This window comes from Achromobacter sp. D7-1, assembly GCF_059760445.1.
Map to the genome: position 1 here is coordinate 17058 of NZ_JCBAMT010000056.1, position 20976 is coordinate 38033.

General features: G+C 64.7%; 17 protein-coding genes. 10 read left to right on the forward strand and 7 right to left on the reverse strand.

Going from position 1 to position 20976, the window contains the following annotated elements; genetic code table 11:
* Nucleotides 1–100: 100 nt before the first annotated feature.
* From folD to AC6LKD_RS21715, 3 genes are read right to left on the reverse strand one after another with little or no spacing between them, the layout of a single operon-like run.
* Entirely contained in the window at nt 101–952 is an 852-nt protein-coding gene (gene folD / locus AC6LKD_RS21705; RefSeq protein WP_118933566.1) for a bifunctional methylenetetrahydrofolate dehydrogenase/methenyltetrahydrofolate cyclohydrolase FolD, read from the reverse strand.
* Nucleotides 949–1575, reverse strand: a complete 627-nt coding sequence (locus AC6LKD_RS21710; RefSeq protein WP_013393357.1) for a response regulator transcription factor — start codon at nt 1573–1575, stop codon at nt 949–951. Before AC6LKD_RS21710 ends, folD begins: the two co-directional genes overlap by 4 nt.
* Entirely contained in the window at nt 1572–3326 is a 1755-nt protein-coding gene (locus AC6LKD_RS21715; protein WP_013393358.1) for a PAS domain-containing sensor histidine kinase, read from the reverse strand. The genes AC6LKD_RS21710 and AC6LKD_RS21715 overlap by 4 nt, the downstream gene beginning before the upstream one ends.
* Nucleotides 3327–3676: 350 nt before the next feature.
* Here AC6LKD_RS21715 and aceE point away from each other — a divergent pair, with 350 nt between their 5' ends.
* From aceE to lpdA, 3 genes are read left to right on the forward strand one after another with little or no spacing between them, the layout of a single operon-like run.
* Nucleotides 3677–6385: a pyruvate dehydrogenase (acetyl-transferring), homodimeric type gene (aceE, locus tag AC6LKD_RS21720; RefSeq protein ID WP_207472510.1), complete on the forward strand. Its 2709-nt coding sequence runs from the start codon at nt 3677–3679 to the stop codon at nt 6383–6385.
* A gap of 12 nt (nt 6386–6397) precedes the next feature.
* Nucleotides 6398–8050: a dihydrolipoyllysine-residue acetyltransferase gene (aceF, locus tag AC6LKD_RS21725; protein ID WP_498117418.1), complete on the forward strand. Its 1653-nt coding sequence runs from the start codon at nt 6398–6400 to the stop codon at nt 8048–8050.
* A gap of 12 nt (nt 8051–8062) precedes the next feature.
* A complete protein-coding gene (gene lpdA / locus AC6LKD_RS21730; protein WP_492275642.1) occupies nt 8063–9850 on the forward strand; it encodes a dihydrolipoyl dehydrogenase in 1788 nt (595 codons plus the stop codon).
* Nucleotides 9851–9944: 94 nt separating this feature from the next.
* Here lpdA and AC6LKD_RS21735 read toward each other — a convergent pair whose 3' ends face one another.
* The 4 genes from AC6LKD_RS21735 to AC6LKD_RS21750 all read right to left on the reverse strand — a co-directional run bounded on the left by AC6LKD_RS21735 (nt 9945) and on the right by AC6LKD_RS21750 (nt 12091).
* Nucleotides 9945–10139, reverse strand: coding sequence for a YjfB family protein (locus tag AC6LKD_RS21735; protein WP_492275643.1), 195 nt, complete (start codon nt 10137–10139; stop codon nt 9945–9947).
* A gap of 100 nt (nt 10140–10239) precedes the next feature.
* Nucleotides 10240–10560 carry a helix-turn-helix domain-containing protein gene (locus tag AC6LKD_RS21740; RefSeq protein WP_492275644.1) on the reverse strand — a complete coding sequence of 107 codons (321 nt, stop codon included), beginning with the start codon at nt 10558–10560 and terminating at the stop codon, nt 10240–10242.
* Nucleotides 10557–10916, reverse strand: coding sequence for a type II toxin-antitoxin system RelE/ParE family toxin (locus tag AC6LKD_RS21745; protein ID WP_492275645.1), 360 nt, complete (start codon nt 10914–10916; stop codon nt 10557–10559). Before AC6LKD_RS21745 ends, AC6LKD_RS21740 begins: the two co-directional genes overlap by 4 nt.
* A gap of 320 nt (nt 10917–11236) precedes the next feature.
* Nucleotides 11237–12091, reverse strand: a complete 855-nt coding sequence (locus AC6LKD_RS21750; protein ID WP_492275646.1) for a hypothetical protein — start codon at nt 12089–12091, stop codon at nt 11237–11239.
* 286 nt (nt 12092–12377) lie between these two features.
* Here AC6LKD_RS21750 and AC6LKD_RS21755 point away from each other — a divergent pair, with 286 nt between their 5' ends.
* Genes AC6LKD_RS21755 through AC6LKD_RS21785 form a run of 7 tightly spaced genes read left to right on the forward strand, consistent with a single transcriptional unit; the run spans nt 12378 to nt 20974 of the window.
* Complete coding sequence (locus tag AC6LKD_RS21755; protein WP_498117419.1) at nt 12378–15812, forward strand: O-linked N-acetylglucosamine transferase family protein; 3435 nt, start codon at nt 12378–12380, stop codon at nt 15810–15812.
* Complete coding sequence (rfbF, locus tag AC6LKD_RS21760) at nt 15809–16579, forward strand: glucose-1-phosphate cytidylyltransferase (RefSeq protein WP_492275648.1); 771 nt, start codon at nt 15809–15811, stop codon at nt 16577–16579. Before AC6LKD_RS21755 ends, rfbF begins: the two co-directional genes overlap by 4 nt.
* The gene (rfbG, locus tag AC6LKD_RS21765; protein ID WP_498117420.1) at nt 16576–17637 is read left to right on the forward strand and encodes a CDP-glucose 4,6-dehydratase; all 1062 of its coding nucleotides are present in this window, start codon (nt 16576–16578) and stop codon (nt 17635–17637) included. Before rfbF ends, rfbG begins: the two co-directional genes overlap by 4 nt.
* 47 nt (nt 17638–17684) lie before the next feature.
* Entirely contained in the window at nt 17685–19001 is a 1317-nt protein-coding gene (rfbH, locus tag AC6LKD_RS21770; RefSeq protein ID WP_498117421.1) for a lipopolysaccharide biosynthesis protein RfbH, read from the forward strand.
* Nucleotide 19002: 1 nt separating this feature from the next.
* Nucleotides 19003–19572, forward strand: coding sequence for a dTDP-4-dehydrorhamnose 3,5-epimerase family protein (locus tag AC6LKD_RS21775; RefSeq protein WP_498117422.1), 570 nt, complete (start codon nt 19003–19005; stop codon nt 19570–19572).
* Entirely contained in the window at nt 19569–20477 is a 909-nt protein-coding gene (locus AC6LKD_RS21780; protein WP_492275652.1) for an NAD-dependent epimerase/dehydratase family protein, read from the forward strand. The genes AC6LKD_RS21775 and AC6LKD_RS21780 overlap by 4 nt, the downstream gene beginning before the upstream one ends.
* Nucleotides 20474–20974, forward strand: a complete 501-nt coding sequence (locus AC6LKD_RS21785; protein WP_492275653.1) for an acyltransferase — start codon at nt 20474–20476, stop codon at nt 20972–20974. Before AC6LKD_RS21780 ends, AC6LKD_RS21785 begins: the two co-directional genes overlap by 4 nt.
* Nucleotides 20975–20976: the final 2 nt, after the last annotated feature.

The window sequence follows — 20976 nt, forward strand, 5'->3', positions numbered from 1 at the left end:
GCCAGGGCGGTGCAGGTGCAAAAAACGTCGCTGCCTGGCGCGCCTGACCGATCAGGCAGCGCCGCGGAACCTGATTCCCCGGCGCTGCGTCCATCCTGGTTCAGCCGGCGGCGCGTTCCGCGGCTTCGATGGTGTTGACCAGCAGCATGGCGATGGTCATGGGACCCACGCCGCCGGGGACGGGCGTGATCGCGCCGGCCACTTCCTTGGCCGAGGCGAAGTCCACGTCGCCGCACAGCTTGCCGTCGGCGCCGCGGTTGATGCCCACGTCGATGACGACGGCGCCAGGCTTGATCATCGAGCCATCGATCATGCCGGGCTTGCCGGTGGCGACCACCAGCACGTCGGCGCGGCGGGTCTGGGCCGCCAGGTCGCGCGTCTTGGAATTGCAGATGGTGATGGTGGCGCCGGCTTGCAGCAGCAGCATCGCCATGGGCTTGCCGACGATATTGCTGGCGCCCACGATCACGGCTTCGGCGCCGCGCAGCGTCACGCCTTCCGATTCCAGCATCTTCATCACGCCATAGGGCGTGCAGGGGCGGAACAGGGGCTGGCCGGTCATGAGCAGGCCGGCATTGCTGATGTGGAAACCGTCCACGTCCTTCTCGGCCGCGATGGCCTCGATGACCTTGTGCGAGTCCATGTGCTTGGGCAGCGGCAACTGCACCAGGATGCCGTGGATGGTCGGGTCCTGGTTCAGGATGGCGATGCGGGCCAGCAGTTCGGCCTCGGTCATGTCCGCGGGGTACTGTTCCTTGACGGAATGCAGGCCGGCCTTTTCGCAGGCGGCGACCTTGTTGCGGACGTACACCTGGGAGGCGGGGTCTTCACCCACCAGCACCACGGCCAAGCCGGGGCGGGTGCCCTTGGCGGCCAGGGCCGCAACGCGTTGGGCCGCTTCTTCGCGAATGCGCGCCGACAGGGCCGCGCCGTCGATAATCCTTGCCGTCATGCCGTCGCCTCGGGTTTGGCCAAGGCCACTTTCATCAAATCAGCTACGGTGGTCACTTCAAGTTTTTCCATGATGTTGGCGCGGTGCGCCTCTACGGTCTTGATGCTGATGCCCAGGTCGTCGGCGATCTGCTTGTTCAAGCGGCCCGCGACGATGCGCTCCAGCACCTGCTGCTCGCGCGCGGTCAGGCGCGCCAGCATGGCTTCGTGGTCTTTCTGGGCCTGGTGCTTGCTCACGCGCTGCGTGGCCTGCTCCAGCATGCGCGCCACGATCTCGCGCAAATCGGATTCATTGAACGGCTTTTCCAGGAAGTCGACCGCGCCTTTCTTCATGGTGGACACGGCCATCGGCACGTCGCCGTGGCCGGTGATGAACACGATGGGCAGCGGGGCATTGCGGGCGAGCAGCTGTTCCTGCAGTTCCAGGCCGCTCATGCCGGGCATGCGCACGTCGGCGATCAGCACGCCGATCTGGCTGGCGTCGTAGTCTTCAAGGAAGGATTCGCCGCTGGCGTAGGCGCGAACGCGGTAGCCATTGGCCTCCAATAGCCAGCGCAGCGAATCGCGGACCGCTTCGTCGTCGTCAACAATGAAAACCGTGCTCGACAGGTGGGGCGTGTTCATGCGTGCAACTCCTCGGACTGATCGTTCTGGGCCTGCGACTGGGGTGCAGCGCAGGGCAGGGTAAAGCGGAAAATGGTGCCGCCGGCGGGATTGGGATCCGCCCACAGGCGACCATGGTGCGATTCAATAATGGTACGGCAGATATTCAGCCCCATGCCCAGGCCCTGGGTCTTGGTGCTGAAGAAGGGTTCGAACAGGCGCTCGGGTTCGGCCAGACCGTGGCCGCGGTCGACCACCGCGACCTCGATGTGCTGTTCATGCAGGATCACGGCGACCTTGAGCTCGTCGGATTCACTCTTTTCCATGGCCTCCAGCCCGTTCTTCAGCAGGTTCAGCAACACCTGCTCGATCAGGATGGGATCGGCCAGCACGTCCGGCGCGTTCGACGGCACGAAGCGGTCGATGCGGATGCGGCGCTTGCGGGCGTCGATCTCGGCGAAGCCGATGGCATTGTCGACAATCCGGCTGATCGCGACGCGCTGGCGGCGGGGCTCGCTGCGCTTCACGAACTCGCGGATGCGGCTGATGATCTTGCCCGCGCGCTCGGCCTGCGAGGCAGCCTTTTCCAAGGCCGGCAGCAGCATGTTGGGGCTGGTGTGGCCGGCCTTGACCAGGGCGACGGCGCCCATGCTGTAGTTGGCGATGGCGGTCAGCGGCTGGTTCAGTTCGTGCGCCAGCGACGAGGCCATTTCGCCCATGGTGGTCAGGCGGCTGGTGAGCTGGATCTTCTCCTGCTGCACGCGCGAGGCCTCTTCATGGACGCGGCGTTCAGTGATGTCGCGCGCCACCTGCATGCGCACGCGGCGGCCGTCGGTCCAGGCCAGCATGCGGTGGTGCACTTCGAACCAGCGCTGCACCGAGGGCGCGAAGACCTCCACGGATTCGTCGGTGAAGCGGCCGCGGCGTCCGGCCAGCAGCTCGTCGTGGCCGCCGGTCTGGGCGCCGAACACGCGGCGGTAGGTGCGGTTGGCGAACAGCAACTCCAGGCCGTCGTGGGTGTCGGCGGTGACCGAAATCGCGTCGTCCAGGCCTTCCAGCACCGTCATGAAACGCTCGTGCGCGGCCGTCAGGGCCTCGCGGATGCGCTTGGGTTCGGTGATATCGGTCATGGAGGTCATCCAGCCGATCTGGTTGCCATTGGGGTCCAGCAGGGGCGACACGTACATGCGCGCCGTGAAGCGCGAGCCGTCGCGGCGCTGCGCCTCGACTTCGAGGCCGCTGCTGGGGGTCTTGCCGGACATCAGCACGTCCAGGGTGTGCTGGTGCTGCTCGTGGCGACCCGGCACCCAATAAGGGAAGGGTGGGCTGCGGCCGATCAGGTCAGCCTCGTTCCAGCCGATCATGCGGCAGAACGCCGGATTCACGTAGGCGATGCGGCCCTCCATGTCGAGCACGCGCATGCCGGTGGACATGGAGTTCTCCATGGCGCGGCGGAATCCGGTTTCGGCGATCAGGGCGGCCTCGGCCGCCGAACGGAAGCGCGTATAGCGCCACAGCATCAGCAGGCTGATGACAATCACACAGGACAGGGCCAGCACCACCCAGATCAGGCGCTGCTGGCGCATTTCCTGGTCGATGGTGACAAACATGACGCTGTCGTCATGGATGCGCTGCAGCCAGAAAAACACCGCCATCACACAGATATAGAGGATCAGCACCATTGCTGGCGTGACCCAGTACACCCCGCGTCGGCGAGTGCGGGCGTGATCGTGGAACGGCGTAGGAATATTGGACTTGGGCGCGCTGGACATGGAATTCGGGCCGGATAGACCGCGCATTTTAGTGCGTGTTGGCAGGGATTTGCCGGGATTCGACTCGTCCTTTTGGAGTACCTGCGTAAAAGGATGACGCCAAACCGTTCAGCTGGCTTTAAATTTTCCGCATTATGAAATGCCGTACCGCAACATGAAATTTTTCTTGCGACCGGTTAACCTTCTTTCTTAGAATGCCCGCTGATAGGGAACCGACCCAGTAGCAGGTCTCTAGAACACCCCGACCCATGCCTTGCATGGTAGCCCGGATGATCCCGGCTACCATGCAAGGTCCGCGAGTAGATAAATAAGCGGGTGCGGTCACGAACAAACCCAATAGGAGACACACGATGTCCTCTTTCGCCCAGGCTGGCGCCGTGCAGGCTGCCAACGACGAAGACACCCTTGAAACCCAGGAGTGGCTCGAAGCCCTGGCGGCAGTCCTTGATCGTGAAGGACCGCAGCGCGCCCACTATCTGCTCGAACGCCTGATCGACGAAGCCCGCCGTTCCGGGGCGCATATCCCGTTCTCGCCCAACACCGCCTACGTCAACACGATTCCTCCCGGCCTGGAGCCGGCCCACCCGGGCAACCTGGAACTGGAATCGCGCATCCGCTCGTACGTGCGCTGGAACGCCATGGCCATGGTGGTCAAGGCCAACAAGCACAACCCGCCGGACGGCGGCGACCTGGGCGGCCACATCGCCTCCTTCGCCTCGCTGGCCACCATGATCGGCTGCGGCCAGAACCATTTCTGGCACGCCGAAGACGAAAACCACGGCGGCGACCTGGTGTACTTCCAGGGCCACACCTCGCCTGGCATGTACGGCCGCGCCTACCTCGAAGGCCGCCTGACCGAAGACCAGCTGAACCACTTCCGCCAGGAAGTGGACGGCAAGGGCCTGTCCTCGTACCCGCATCCGAAGCTGATGCCGGACTTCTGGCAGTTCCCGACCGTATCGATGGGCCTGGGCCCGCTGATGGCCATCTACCAGGCCCGTTTCCTGAAGTACCTGCACGCCCGCGGCATCGCCGACACCAGCAATCGCAAGGTCTGGGTGTTCTGCGGCGACGGCGAAATGGACGAACCCGAATCGCTGGGCGCCATCGCCCTGGCCGCGCGCGAAAAGCTGGACAACCTGATTTTCGTCATCAACTGCAACCTGCAGCGCCTGGACGGTCCGGTGCGCGGCAACGGCAAGATCATCCAGGAACTCGAAGGCGACTTCCGCGGCTCGGGCTGGAACGTGATCAAGCTGATCTGGGGCGGCTACTGGGATCCGCTGCTGGCGCACGACAAGGAAGGCATCCTGCGCCAGATCATGGAAGACACGGTCGACGGCGAGTACCAGGCGTACAAGGCCAACGACGGCAAGTTCGTGCGCGAACACTTCTTCGGCAAGCACCCCAAGCTGCTGGAAGCCGTGTCGCGCATGAGCGACGAAGACATCTGGCGCCTGAACCGTGGCGGCCATGACCCCCACAAGGTGTACGCCGCGTTCAACGCCGCCGCCACCCACGAGGGCCAGCCCACCGTCATCCTGGCCAAGACCATCAAGGGCTACGGCATGGGCCACGTCGGCCAGGCCAAGAACCCGACCCACCAGCAGAAGAAGCTGGAGCTGGACTCGATCCGCGAATTCCGCGACCGTTTCGGCATCCCGATCCCGGACGACAAGCTGGAAGACCTGCCGTACTTCAAGCCGGCCGAAGACTCGCCCGAAATGAAGTACCTGCACGAGCGCCGCGCCGCGCTGGGCGGCTACCTGCCGCGCCGCCGCGCCAAGGCCGACGAACACCTCAAGGCCCCGGCGCTGGACGCCTTCAAGGCCGTGCTGGAGCCCACCGCCGAAGGCCGTGAAATCTCCACCACCCAAGCCTTCGTGCGCATCCTGAACCAGGTGCTGCGCGACAAGGAACTGGGTCCGCGCGTCGTGCCGATCCTGGCCGACGAATCGCGCACCTTCGGCATGGAAGGCCTGTTCCGCCAGATCGGCATTTACGCGCCGGAAGGCCAGAAGTACACCCCGGTCGACAAGGACCAGGTCATGTACTACAAGGAAGCGGCCGACGGCCAGCTCCTGCAGGAAGGCATCAACGAAGCGGGCGCGATGAGCTCCTGGATTGCGGCGGCCACGTCGTACTCCTCGAACAACCGCATCATGATCCCGTTCTTCATCTATTACTCGATGTTCGGGTTCCAGCGCATCGGCGATCTGGCCTGGGCCGCCGGCGACATGCAGGCGCGCGGCTTCCTGCTGGGCGGCACCGCCGGGCGCACCACGCTCAACGGCGAAGGCCTGCAGCACGAAGACGGCCACAGCCACATCCTGGCGTCGACCATCCCGAACTGCGTCTCGTACGACCCGACCTTCGGCCATGAACTGGCCGTGATCATCCAGCATGGCTTGAAGCGCATGGTGGAAGACCAGGAAAACGTCTACTACTACCTGACGGTGATGAACGAAAACTACCCGCAGCCCGGTCTGACCCAGGGCGACGAGGAAGGCATCATCAAGGGCATGTACAAGCTCAAGTCGCACGGCAAGGGCAAGAACCGCGTGCAGCTGATGGGCTCGGGCACGATCCTGCGCGAAGTCATGGCCGCGCAGGAACTGCTGGAAGCCGACTGGGGCGTGGCCTCGGACCTGTGGAGCGTCACCAGCTTCACGGAACTGCGCCGCAACGGCCTGGACGCCGAACGCCACAACATGCTGCACCCCGACGAGAAGAAGCCGCAGGTGGCTTACGTCACGGAACAGCTGGCCAAGACCGAAGGCCCGATCATCGCGTCGACCGACTACATGAAGCTCTTCGCCGACCAGATCCGTCCGTTCGTGCCCAAGGGCCGCGAATACAAGGTGCTGGGCACCGACGGTTTCGGCCGCTCGGATTTCCGCTCGAAGCTGCGCGAGCACTTCGAAGTGGACCGCCACTTCGTCGTGGTTGCCGCGCTGCGCGCGCTGGCCGACGAAGGCAAGGTGCCGGTCGCCAAGGTGGCCGAAGCCATCAAGAAGTACGGCATCAATCCGAACAAAGCCAACCCGCAATACGCCTGAGGGTAAAGAGACATGAGCAACATCGTGCAAATCAAGGTTCCCGACATTGGCGACTTCAAGGAAGTGGAAGTCATTGAAGTGCTGGTGGCGGTGGGCGACACGATCAAGGCCGAACAAAGCCTGATTACCGTCGAATCCGACAAGGCCTCGATGGAAATCCCCGCGTCGCAAGGCGGCGTGGTGAAGTCGATCAGCGTGAAGGTGGGCGAAAAGGTTGCCGAAGGCACGGTCGTGCTGGAAGTGGAAGCGGCGGGCGAGGCTGCGGCCCCCGCGGCTGCGCCGGCCAAGGCAGAGGCTCCCAAGGCCGAAGCCAAGGCTGCTCCGCAGCCGGCCGCCGCCGCGCCGGCTGCTCCGGCTGCCGCCAGCGGTCCGGTCAACATCGAAGTGCCTGACATCGGCGACTTCAAGGAAGTCGAAGTCATCGAAATCATGGTCGCGGTGGGCGACACCATCAAGGCCGAGCAAAGCCTGATCACCGTCGAGTCCGACAAGGCCTCGATGGAAATCCCCGCCTCGCAAGGCGGCGTGGTCAAGGAAGTGAAGGTCAAGGTCGGTGACAAGGTCGCCAAGGGCTCGGTCGTGGTCGTGGTGGAGGGCGCTGCGCCCGCCGCCGCTGCCGCCGCGCCGGCTCCGGCCGCCAAGGCCGAAGCTGCCGCCGCGCCCGCGGCCAAGGCCGAGGTTGCGCCGGCGTCTGCCGCGCAGCGTCCGGCTCCCGCCGCCGCGCTCGAAGACGCCAACCTCAAGCCCGGTCAATTGCCGCACGCATCGCCCTCGGTGCGCAAGTTCGCGCGCGAACTGGGTGTGAACCTGAGCAAGGTCAAGGGCTCCGGTCCCAAGGACCGCATCACCGCCGACGACGTGCGCGGCTTCGTCAAGCAGGCGCTGGCCGCCGGCCCGACGGCATCCGCGGGCGGTTCGGCCGATGGCGCCGCGCTGGGCTTGCTGCCGTGGCCCAAGGTCGACTTCACCAAGTTCGGCCCGATCGAAGCCAAGCCGCTGTCGCGCATCAAGAAGATCTCCGGCGCGAACCTGCACCGCAACTGGGTCATGATCCCGCACGTCACCAACAACGACGAAGCGGACATCACCGACCTGGAAGCCCTGCGCGTCACGCTGAACAAGGAAAACGAGAAGTCGGGCATCAAGGTCACGATGCTGGCCTTCCTGATCAAGGCCGTGGTCGCGGCCCTGAAGAAATTCCCCGAGTTCAACGCCTCGCTGGACGGCGACAACCTGGTGCTCAAGCAGTACTACCACATCGGCTTTGCCGCCGACACGCCCAACGGGCTGGTGGTGCCGGTGATCCGCGATGCCGACAAGAAGGGCATTCTGCAGATCGCCCAGGAAATGACCGACCTGTCCAAGAAGGCGCGCGATGGCAAGATCTCGCCCTCCGAAATGCAGGGCGGCTGCTTCTCGATCTCGTCCCTGGGCGGCATCGGCGGCACCTCGTTCACCCCCATCATCAACGCTCCTGAAGTGGCGATCCTGGGCGTGTCGCGGTCCGCGCACAAGCCCGTGTGGGACGGCAAGCAGTTCGTGCCGCGCCTGATCGTGCCGCTGTCGCTGTCGTACGACCACCGCGTCATCGACGGCGCCTCCGCCGCGCGCTTCAACGCCTATCTGGGCGCCTTGCTGGCCGACTTCCGCCGCATCGCGCTGTAAACGGGGAGCCCTATGAGCAATACCGTTCAAATCAAAGTGCCGGACATCGGCGACTTCAAGGAAGTGGAAGTCATCGAAGTGCTGGTCGCCGTGGGCGACACGATCAAGCCCGAGCAGAGCCTGATCACCGTCGAGTCCGACAAGGCCTCGATGGAAATCCCCGCGTCGCAGGGCGGCGTGGTGAAGTCCATCAACGTGAAGGTCGGCGACAAGGTTGCCGAAGGCACGGTCGTGCTGGAAGTGGAAGCTGCTGCGGGTGCCGCCGCAGCCGCCGCGCCCACCGCCAAGGAAGCCCCGAAGGCTGCCGAGGCGCCCAAGCAGGCCGCTGCGACTCCGGCCGCCGCGCCTGCTGCCGCGCCCGCCGCGGCCAGCTTCAAGGGCTCGGCCGACGGCGAGTACGACATGCTGGTGCTGGGCGCCGGCCCCGGCGGCTACTCCGCCGCCTTCCGCGCCGCCGACCTGGGCCTGTCCGTGGTCCTGGTGGAGCGCTACGACACCCTGGGCGGCGTCTGCCTGAACGTGGGCTGCATTCCGTCCAAGGCGCTGCTGCACAACGCTGCCATCATCGACGAAGCCCGCGAACTGGCTGCCCACGGCATCAGCTTCGGCGAGCCCAAGATCGACCTGGACAAGCTGCGCGGCTACAAGGACAGCGTGGTCGCCAAGCTGACCGGCGGCTTGGCCGGTATGGCCAAGGCGCGCAAGGTCACCGTGGTGCATGGCGTGGGCGAATTTGCCGACCCTAACCACCTGACCGTCAAGGCCGCCGACGGCAAGACCCAGACCCTGCGCTTCAAGCAAGCCATCATCGCCGCCGGCAGCCAGTCGGTGAAGCTGCCGTTCCTGCCCCAGGACGACCGCATCGTCGACTCTACCGGCGCCTTGCTGCTGCGTGAAGTGCCCAAGAAGATGCTCATCGTCGGCGGCGGCATCATCGGCCTGGAAATGGGCACGGTGTACTCCACCCTGGGCGCGCGCCTGGACGTGGTGGAAATGCTGGACGGCCTGATGCAGGGCGCCGACCGCGACCTGGTCAAGGTATGGCAGAAGAAGAACGCCTACCGCTTCGACAACATCATGTTGAAGACCAAGACCGTGGGCGCGGAAGCCAAGAAGGACGGCATCTACGTCAGCTTCGAAGGCGAAGGCGCTCCCAAGGAGCCGCAACGCTACGATCTGGTGCTGCAGGCCGTGGGCCGCAGCCCCAACGGCAAGAAGATCGGCGCCGACAAGGCGGGCATCGCCGTGACCGACCGCGGTTTTATCGAGGTCGATCGCCAGATGCGCACCAACGTGCCGCACATCTACGCCATCGGCGACATCGTCGGCCAGCCCATGCTGGCCCACAAGGCGGTGCATGAAGGCCACGTTGCCGCCGAAGCCGCCGCAGGCCAGAAGTCCTTCTTCGACGCCCGCGTCATCCCGTCGGTGGCCTACACCGATCCGGAAGTGGCCTGGGTCGGGCTGACCGAGGACGAAGCCAAGAAGCAGGGCATCAAGATCGAGAAGGGCGTGTTCCCCTGGGCCGCCTCCGGCCGCGCCATCGCCAATGGCCGTGACGAAGGCTTCACCAAGCTCATCTTCGACGCGGAAACGCATCGCATCCTGGGCGGCAGCATCGTCGGCACCCACGCCGGCGACCTGATCAGCGAACTGGCCCTGGCCGTGGAAATGGGCGCGGACGTCGTCGACATCGCCAAGACCATCCACCCGCACCCGACCCTGGGTGAATCGGTGGGCATGGCCGCGGAAGTCGCCGAAGGCGTCTGCACCGACTTGCCGCCGATGAAGAAGAAGTAAGGCGCAAGGGCGGCCATGCCGCCCGCGCAATGCAAAAGCGCCGGCCCTGGATAGGGGACCGGCGCTTTTTTTGTGCGCGTACGGCGCGGGACGTTCAGGCGTGCGTGTCGATGCGCGAACCCAGCGTCGCGTCCACGGCCAGCACGGGTAGCGACTGCATCAACGTCAGGGCCGTGTCCGCCTGGGCATTGAGGGCCTTTTTCAGCACGCGGGTCTGCACTTCCTGCATGAGGTTCGCGTCCTGCATGGCCAGGGCGGTATTGACGGTACTGCTGATCGATGCGTCCATGCTGGATGTCCTAGTGTGTGGAAGACGGCTCAAACCGACACCGGATTATCGCGTGGACGGCGCTGTAATGCACGAGTTTCGTGACCGAAAACGCCCGCGCTCACGCAGCGACCGTAATCCCCGGCGCATGCGTGCGCCGCGCGGGTTCGACCACGATCTCTACATGCTGATCCAGCGACACCAAGGCCCGCATCAAACGCTCCAGCGAGATGTTCTGCAGCTTGTAGCGACGAATCTGCGAAACCTTGGGCTGGGTCATGCCCGTAAGCGCAGCGGCTTCGATCTGGCTGATCCCCCGCTGATCGATCAATTCATTGAGCTTGAGCGCCAACGCCGCCTTGGCCGACAGTTCCGCGGCATCTTCGAAACCCAGGTCCAGCAAGACGTTGTTGGTGCCTGGAGAATGTTCTTTACGTGTCATGGCTTGCTCCCGCCGGATTCGTACCGGGCCAGTACTGCCTTCAAGCGCTTCTGGATAAGCGTGATATCCGGCTGTGGCGTGGCGATGCCGGACTTGGACTTCTTCTGGAAAGCGTGCAGTACGTGGACGGCGTCAACCACTCGCACGGTATAGACCGCCCGGAAGGTATCGCCAAGGTAGTCATCGACCAGCTCGTACACTCGCGGGCCCAATCCCTTCCATGGTTTGGCCGTGACCGGCATGCCACCCAGCTGGACGACGAACAGGGCGACACCCATATCCTTCTGGACGTCGATGGGAAATTTCTTGAAGTCCTTCTTGGCGGATCCTTCCCAGTACAGCAGCTTTCTTTCCATGATTATATCCGTTCGGATATATGTCTCAAGTCCTCAGAGCTTTGCTACGGGCGGCGCATTCCGGGTGGGCGCGCCGCGTCAGGTCGTGGTGGATGCGCGACGAATATCGGTAGGGGCTTTGCCATGGCTGCGCGGACGGGGTTGGGCAGCAGGCAGGATAGGCCTGCGAGGACTGGCGCGGTTGTATAGAGGGATCGTTTCAGCACGCGGGTGCAGGTCGGCACAGGCCCGCCAGCGGTCGAGGGCGTCAATGCGATGGCGCTCCATCTTCGTTCCGGATAGCCATCAAATCGCCCAGCCTTGAAATGAAGCCTGCGGCCTCAAGGCCGGTGCGGGCATTCCTTGATCGTGCCCCAAGCCCGATGCGGCTCGCAGTATTGCTTGCGTGCCGCCCAGGCGCAATCCGGACGTTCGAAAAAGCCCAGCGTTGCGCAACGCGCCAATTCGCCCTTCAATTCGCCGACCCAGGCCAGCGGATCCTGCGCGGGAATCTCGGTGATTCGCAAAGTGGACAGGGGGGCGGAGGCTGGTGCTTCCGCTGTTTGCTCGACAGGGCGTGGCGCGGTGGCGTGTTCCTGGTCAGCGGGAGCGGCCGGTTGAGATTGACCGGGGGCGTGCTCCGGGGCAACGACCGCTACGGTCGCGGAATCCGGCGGCGCAGTTGCCGGCGCTGTTTCCGATGGGGCGGGCGCTTGTTCGAGCGTGGCCGGCACGGGATTCGAGGGAACCGGCTCGGGTGCGGCCTCCAGGGCGGGCAACGGCGCTAGTGGCATTCGTACCGGGCCGGCCGCGGTCGAACCCGAGCGCGGAGTATTCGGCGAAGTCCATGACACGACCAGCAGCACCAATGCGCCGTAAATGGCAAGCGTGTAGAGCACAGTCAGGGTGGCACAGCCTAGCCGCTTCCCGCTGATCGGCCGCGAACTTTCGCGTCTCAGCAGTCTGCGCCAACCCATCAGCGCTGCGCCGGGGGCCGAAATCAGCGACCAGCCGAGCCGCCGGACCAGTCCGGGCTTGCGAGAAGGGAGGGCGGCCTCTGCCTGGGCGGCCAGCAATTCGCGCAGGGCGCGGTTTTCTTCACGTAACTGGAACGTCGGGTCCACCGGCGCCTGAGCGTGTGGATCCGGGGAGCTGTCATGCTGAGTAGCGAGCGGATCTGGAGGCGTGGCGGTCATGATTCTGAAAAAAAATGATACAAACTCTGCGGCGCCAATTATGCCCGCGAGGCTGGCCAGGCAAAAAAAAGAACAAGCATGCAAAAGGCCGTCAGTCTTGTTGCGTAAGTGGGCAGCGGCTGCCCGGCCATTACGCAAGAACCGGCGAAAAAGCCCGTCATTTCGCCCATTTCCGCCCTTAGACCCGCTGCTATGCTCCCCCGCTATTACCTTGCCCGTGGAGTACGGATTGAACGCGCCTGACCGAGTCCCTGAAGACTCATTCGCCATAGACTTGGCTCCTCCCGTGACCGATCCGGCCATCAGCTATCTATGTTCGCCCGGCCAACTGCGGGCTGCGGCTTTCCTCTACGGAATGGAAACCGTGCCGCTGGAACGGGCGCGTGTGCTGGAACTCGGTTGCGGCGCGGGCAGCAATCTCATGCCCTTTGCGGCTGCCTACCCCCAGGCGCAGGTGGTCGGCGTGGATCCCGACGCGCGCCGAATCGAAGCCGGCCGCCGCGCTGCGGCGTCTATCGGACTGGACAATCTGACTCTGCATGCGCTGCCGTTCGCCGAGATCACCCAGGAATTCGGCGAGTTTGACTACATCATCGCCCACGACGTCTTCAGCACGCTCGATCGGGATGGCGCCAGCGACTTGCTGCGCATCTGTCGCCTGAACCTGGCGTTCGAGGGCGTCGGCCACATCAGTTTCGACGCCTATCCCGGCGCCAAGGCAACCGAGATCGTGCGCGAAGCCGTGTTGATGCATGCGCAGTCGGCAGGCAGCCCCGAAGAGCAGGTGGCGGCGGCGCGCGCGGCGCTGGGCATGTTTACCGACGGCGTTTCCGCCGCCAACCCCTTGGCAGGAGCCCTGCACGAAGCCGCTACCCGTTTCGCCCAGGCGCTCGATGAACAGGGGCCGGCGGGTTTGAGCATGCTCGGACGCCAGCCATACTATTACGCCGAATTCGCCGACATGGCGGCGCAGTTCGGCATGATCTGCGTGGGCGATGTCGAACCGCGCCACGAAATGGCGCCGAACTACGGCACCAACGTGTCGCTGACCCAGAGCCTGCTCGGGTTCGGCAAGCCGCCCGTGCTGCGCCAGCAATACCTGGACTTCTCGGTCGGCAGGGCCTATCGCCGCGCACTGCTGACGCACCACGAACGTGGGCAGGAAGTGCTACCTCGTCCTGACATGACGCGCCTGGCCAAGCTGCGCTGGGCAGGAAGTTTCCGCCGCATTGCCGCCGGCTTGCGCGATCCAAAGCAGGCCCATTTCGTTACGCACGCCAGGCAGACGCTCAGCACGGATGACCGCGTGCAGGAAGCCATTGCGGACGTGCTTGGACATGTCTGGCCGGCTTCCGTATCCGGCGCTGCGCTGGTTCAACACGTGGCGGAAAAGAAGCTGGCGACGGCGATGCCGGCCGAAGAGGCCGTGGGCCGAGCGCTGCAATCCTTGTTCGACAATGGCATCGGTCGCTACAGCGTGGACAAGACGCCCTACGACCAGGCTGGCGCCTTGCGGCTCGTCCCTGGCGTGCTGGCGGCGGTTGACGGCAGTGCGCCGCTGTTCAACTTGTGGCATGAAACGGTGGCCGCGCAGTTCGCCTCGAACGACATCCCGGCATTGAGGCGCCTGGCGGACGGCGCTGCGGCGCAGGACTTGCGCGAGCAGGTGCAGATTGAAGCCATGCCCATGATGTTCAGTTCGGCCGGCGACTTCCTGGCGCCGACGCAGCAGGATGAGCCCGGCGTCTTCAAGGCCGCCGTCGACGGCCTGTTGGACCATTTGAAGCATTTCGGCCTGATCGTGTCGGATGCGCAGAGTTGGTGCGCGTATCTGGAAGACGCGCTGCGCGAATCCGATGGTCGGGGGCCATATTGGAGTCTCTATATCGACGCGCTGGCGCGGCGCAATTTTGAACAGCGCCGGGCAGGCGGCCTGCCGACGGCGGGCCGCGCCCAGGCGGTCAGCAAGTCGGTGCTCAAGGAAGCGCACGATTTGGCGACGCAGTTGAACGCCAGGCGCGATGGCGATTTCGAGGCGCGGGCCCGCGACCTGGTCAAGCGCGCGCCGGATTACGGCTCGGCCTGGGAAGTGCTCGGTACGGTGTTGCGCGAAACCGGCAAGGCGGACGAATCGCTGGGCGCCTTCCTGGGCGCGCTGCGGGCAGGAGGCGAAGATGCGGATTGCTATGTCGCAATGGCCATGTCCCTGCGCGCATTGCGACGTCCGGTGGAACTGGACGCCGCCTGCCGCCGCGCGCTGGAGCTGGTCCCGGATCATCCCCAGGCCCTGAACGTACTGGCGAATTGCTATCGCAGCGCCGCCCGGTTCCATGAGGCCGTTGCCACGTTCCGACGCATCCTTGAGCTCAATCCGGACAGTATCGAAGCGTGCGGAAACCTGGGTGTGGCCCTGGCGGACATGGGGGATTTCGCTGGCGCGGAAGAGCAGTATCTGCGCGTGCTGGCCGCCCAGCCCGACAGCCCAACCGTGCAGAACGCATACTTTTTCGGTATGAACTATTTTCCGGATCGAACCCCGGAAGAGATTTTCGAAATCTACCGTTCGTACGACGAGCGTCTATGCGCGCCGCACCGGGCATTTTGGAAACCCCATGGGAATATGCGGAATCCGGACCGGAAATTGCGCATCGGCTATGTCTCGCCGGATTTCCGCAACCACCCGGTGCGCCTGTTCCTGGCGCCTTTGATGGCCCAGCACGACAAGTCGGCGTTCGAAGTCTACGCGTATGCCCAACTGGACCAGGAAGACGAAGGCACCGCACAGTTCAAGGACTATGCCGATCACTGGTTGAGGACCAATGGCCTGTCGCATGACGCGCTGGCGCAGCGCATACGCGATGACCAGATCGATGTGCTGGTGGACCTGGCCGGCCACACTTCGCATAACCGCTTGGCCACTTTCGCGCGCAGGCCGGCGCCCGTGCAGGTGACCTGGCTGGGTTTCGGCTGCACGACCGGCCTGTCCGCCATCGACTACATCCTGATGGATGACGAGATGGCGCCACCTGGAACCGACCATCTGTTCGTCGAAAAGCCGTGGCGCCTGGACAAGACGAACTTCGCGTACCGGCCGAAGGTGGGCATGGGCGAGGTTTCCGATCTGCCGGCGTTGAGCAATGGCCACGTCCGCTTTGTCACGCTGTCCCGAGCGATCCGCTTCAACTACCGGGTCGTGCGCGCCTGGGCGGAGATCTTGCGCCGGGTGCCGGGTTCGTGCCTGGTGGTCGACAGCAACAGCTATTTCTCTGAGCGGATGCGTAGCGACCTGCTTCAGGCCTTCGGCCGGCACGGTATCGACCCGGACCGGCTGGAAATCGGGTTCCATTCGCCGCCCTGGGACGTGCTGCGCGGCGCGGACATCACGCTGGACTGCTTTCCGCACAATTCGGGCACGACCCTGTTCGAGAGCCTCTACATGGGCCTGCCGTACGTGACCTTGGCCGGCCCCCTGGGCGTCGGCCGGATCGGGGCTTCGACGCTGTCGGGCCTGGGGCGGCGCGAATGGATCGCGCAGACGGAAGCCGAGTACGTGGAAAAAGTGGTGGCAATGGCCAGCGACATCCCCGAGCTGGCGCGCATACGCGCCGGCTTGCGCCAGGAAATGCAGGCCAGCGCCTTGATGGATGAAACCGGCTTCGCCCGCAAGGTCGAGCAAGCCTATCGCGACATGTTCAAAAAGTGGTGTGAAGGATCCGTATGAAGGCCGTCATTCTCGCGGGGGGGCTGGGTACCCGCATTTCCGAAGAAACCCACGTCAAGCCCAAGCCGATGGTCGAGATCGGCGGTCGCCCGATACTGTGGCACATCATGAAGATGTACTCCGCCCACGGCGTGAATGATTTCATCATTTGCTGCGGCTACAAGGGTTACGTCATCAAGGAATACTTCGCCAATTACTTCCTGCACATGTCGGACGTGACGTTCGACATGGCCAAGAATCAGATGGAAGTGCATCAACGCCATGCGGAGCCGTGGCGCGTGACGCTGGTGGATACCGGCGACGACACCATGACCGGCGGCCGCCTGAAACGCGTCGCCAGCTACGTCAAGGAAGAGGAGGCGTTCTGCTTCACCTATGGCGACGGCGTGGCGGATGTGGACATATCTGCGCTGATCGCCTTCCATCACAAGCATGGCAAGCTGGCGACGGTGACGGCGGTCCAGCCGCCTGGCCGTTATGGCGCGCTGAAGATGGAAGATGACCTGGTCGCCGGGTTCACGGAAAAGCCGCGCGGCGATGGCGGTTTGATCAACGGCGGCTTCTTCGTGCTGTCGCCCAAGGTTCTGCCCCTGATCGAGGCCGACCATATCTCCTGGGAAATGGAACCCCTGGAATCGCTGGCCAAGGGCGGCGACCTGATGGCATTCAAGCACGCGGGCTTCTGGCAGCCGATGGACACGCTGCGCGAAAAACGCATGCTCGAGTCCCTGTGGGAGGCGGGCAAGGCCCCGTGGAGAATGTGGTGAACGTAGCGTCCGGCGCCTTCTGGCACGGCAAACGCGTCCTGCTCACCGGACACACCGGCTTCAAGGGCGGCTGGCTGGCCCTTTGGCTGCACAAGCTCGGGGCGGAGGTCGTAGGCGTGGCGTTGCCGCCCGCCGCGGACCGGCCCAGCCTGTTCGAATCGGCAGCGATCGGCGGCGTGGTCCAGAGCCATTTCTGCGATATCCGGGACGCCCAGGCCTTGGCTGCCATTGTGCGCCAAGCCCGGCCCGAGATCGTGCTGCACCTGGCGGCGCAGCCGCTGGTGCGGGCTAGCTACCGCGAGCCCTTGCAGACCTTCGACACCAACGTCATGGGCACGGCGAACCTGCTGGACGCGTTGCGCGGACTGTCGGAAGTTCGCGTGGCGCTGTGTATTACCACCGACAAGGTCTATCGCAACGAAGAATGGCCGTATCCCTACCGCGAGACGGATGCTTTGGGGGGACATGATCCCTACAGCGCCAGCAAGGCGGCGGCCGAGCTGGTGGCCGCGTGCTACCGCGACGCCTTCCTGCGCCAGCAGGGCGTGGCGCTGGCCACGGCGCGGGCGGGCAATGTGATCGGGGGAGGGGACTGGTCCGAAGACCGGCTGCTGCCCGATGCCGTGCGCGCCTGGCAAGGCGGCGGGGTGTTGGAAATACGCAGTCCGGATTCGGTGCGGCCCTGGCAGCACGTGCTGGAGCCGCTGGCGGGCTACATGCGCCTGGCAGAGGCTCTGTGGACGCGGTCGGAACTGGCCGGTCCGTACAACTTCGGCCCGCCGTCGCAAGACACGGCAACAGTGCGCGAAGTGGTCGAGCTGGCGCGCGAGGCCTATGGCCGAGGCGGCGTGACGTATGGCCAGTCCAGCAACGGTCCGCATGAAGCGGGCCTGCTGGCACTGGATACGGCGCGTTCCCGGGCGGTGCTGGGCGTGCAGGCGCGCTGGTCGCTGGCCGCGAGCGTGGCCGAGACGATGCGCTGGTATCGCGCGTACCAGGAAGGGGCCAACGCCCGTGTCCTGTGCGACGCCCAAATTGCGGCGTTTGGGCCGGTCTGAACTGGCTGGCCGCCGCTTCAAGAACACAACGGTTTTAGAGATAAGCAATGAACCCTAATGAAATCCGTGCGCAGATCGCTCAGTTGGTCGATCAGTATCACGAGTCCCAGGAACGAGAGCGCACGCCCTATGAGCCGGGCAAGACAGCGGTGCCGCCGTCCGGAAAGCTGATCGGCGCAGCCGAGCTCAAGGCGATGGTCGACGCCTCCCTGGACGGCTGGCTGACGACCGGGCGCTTCAACGAAGCATTTGAACAGCGCCTGGCACAGTACCTCGGTGTTAAACACCTGATCACGGTCAATTCCGGTTCGTCCGCCAACCTGGTGGCATTTTCGACGCTGACCTCGCCCAAGCTGGGCGAACGCGCGATCCGCCGCGGCGACGAGGTAATAGGCGTGGCGGCGGGCTTCCCCACGACTGTGAACCCCATCCTGCAATTTGGCGCGGTTCCGGTATTCGTCGATGTCGAGCTGGGCACGTACAACGTGGACGCTAGCCGCCTGGAGGCCGCGATCACGCCGCGCACCAAGGCCATCATGCTCGCCCATACGCTGGGCAATCCGTACAACCTGGACGCGGTCACGGCCTTGTGCAAGAAGTATGGCCTGTGGCTGATCGAGGACTGTTGCGACGCCCTGGGTTCGACCTATAACGGCCGCATGGTCGGCACGTTCGGCGATATCGGCACGCTCAGCTTCTATCCCGCGCATCACATCACGATGGGTGAGGGAGGGGCAGTCTTCACCAACGATCCGCATCTGAAGCTGATCGCCGAGTCGTTCCGCGACTGGGGGCGTGACTGCTACTGTGCGCCGGGCAAGGACAATACCTGCGGCCGCCGCTTCTGCCAGAAGCTTGGCAGCCTGCCCGAAGGCTACGACCACAAGTACACCTACTCGCACATCGGCTACAACCTGAAGATCACGGACATGCAGGCCGCCTGCGGCCTGGCGCAACTGGATCGGGTGGAGGAGTTCGTGGCCCGGCGCAAGGAGAACTTCCGTTTCCTGAAGGAACGGCTGGCGTCGTGCGAGGAATTCCTGATCCTGCCTGAAGCGACCCCCGGATCGGACCCGTCGTGGTTCGGTTTCCCGATTACCTTGCGGCCCGAGGCCGATGCGCGCCGCGTCGACCTCCTGACCTACCTGGATCAGGACAAGGTCGGAACGCGCCTGCTGTTCGCCGGCAACCTGACGCGTCAACCTTCCATGGTCGGCCAGAACTACCGCGTATCGGGAGATCTCACCAACACCGAAATCATCATGCAGAACACCTTCTGGATTGGCGTTCAGCCCGCGCTCACACGCGAGATGCTGGAATACGCGGCAAGCCGGATCGAACTGTTCTTCGGCCAGGGTTTCTGACATGCGAGTCGAAGCCCTGGCGATCCCGGGCTGCTATCTGCTGACCCTGCCATGCTTCCCGGACGCGCGCGGCGAGTTCCGCAAACTGCTGCATGCGCCGTCGCTGGCGGCGCTGGGGCTGGAGACCGGATTCGTCGAATCCTACGTCTCGGTTTCGCACCGCGGGGTGCTGCGCGGCCTGCATTTTCAGCTGCCGCCGTCCGACCACGCCAAACTGGTTTCCTGCCTGACGGGGCGCGCGCGCGACGGCCTGCTGGACTTGCGCCGGGGCTCTCCGACTTACGGGCAATCGCTGTCGCTGATGCTGGATGGCACGGTGCCGCAGGCCCTATACGTGCCTCGCGGTGTGGCCCATGGCTTTGCCGCGCACAGCGATGGCACCGCGCTGCTGTACTACACGACTACTGTCCATGATCCCGAGCGTGACGCGGGCGTACACGCGGACAGCGCGGGCATCGATTGGTGGGCGGGCGCGGCCGATGTAGGCGTGCCCATCATGTCGCCCCGCGACGCCGCGCTGCCGCGGTTCCAGGACTTCGAGTCGCCTTTTATCCACGGTGAATCGGCATGAGCCTGTGCGTACTGGTCACGGGCGCAAGCGGCTATGCGGGCGGGGTCATTGCCGCGCGCCTGCGCGCTCTGGGCATGTCGGTGATCACGGCCGGCCGGGCCAGCGCCAATGACCTGCGGCTGGATCTGGCCGATCCGCGTGGCGTAGCGGGCCTGGACCTGCCCGCCGGCATCGACGCTTGCGTGCACGCTGCCGCGATGCATGAGGTGGCTTGCCGGGCAGACCCGCAGGCCGCCTACGTGGTCAATGTTGCCGGCACCCGCGCCTTGTTGCAGGCCTGCGAACGGGCAGGCATCCGCCGTCTGGCATACATCTCGACGTTTCACGTATACGGCCGGCCGGAGGGCGACTTGGACGAGTCCGCTCCACCCACACCGGCCAACGATTACGGTTTGACGCATCTACAGGCTGAACAGCTATTCGAAATGGCGGCTGGCAGCATGAACGCTTCGGTCGATATCCTGCGGCCCGCCAATCTGTACGGCGCGCCTGCCTCCTGGGACGGCTTCGACCGCTGGACGCTGGCGCCGTTTGATTTTTGCCGGCAGGCGGCGCGGGACGGCCGGATCGTCCTGCACGGCCAGGGACGGGCCGTACGTAATTATCTGGATGCCGCGCATGTCGCCGAGGTCGTGGCCGAGCGCCTGCAAGGGCCGGGATCAGGCCTGACGCACTTGGCGGGCGAGGACTGGCGTATCCGCGACCTTGCGGAGCTGGCCGCGGCTCAGGCCAGCGCCTGCCTGGGCAGGTCGGTGGTGGTGCAGACGGGAGAAGCCCAGGAGATACAGGCACCTGCGTATCGCTATCGTTCCCGGACATTGGTTCCGCGCGAAGGCGACGAACGCGCCGCGATGGCCGCCTTTCTGACCCGGACGCTGGCGCATCTGACGGAGTGCAAGGCATGAACCGGATTTCAACGCTGGCAAAAATCTCCCCATTGGCCGATATCGAACGCTCGGTGCGCGGCAATGCCGTGGTGATCGGCGATCACGTCACAATAGACAGCTTCGTGAAGATCAAATTCGCGGGCGGCGACGGCGACGTGCATATCGACGACCAGGTCTATCTGAATTCGGGTGTGGTGATCTATTCGGGCAATGGCATCCGTATCGGCCGCGGCACGCTGATTGCCGCCAATACGACCCTGGCGCCCACCAACCACGAATACCGCAGCCGCGACCAGACGATCATCGAGCAGCGTTTCATGCCCAGCAAGGGCGGCATAGTCATCGAGGACGATTGCTGGATCGGCGCCAACTGCGTATTGCTGGATGGCTGCATCCTGCGGCGCGGCTGTGTCGTGGCGGCCGGCACGGTCTTGCGTGGCGAATGGCCTGAGTATGCGGTGATCGGCGGCAGTCCCGCAGCGGTGATGCGCTATCGCGAATCCGCTGGGAAGTAAGA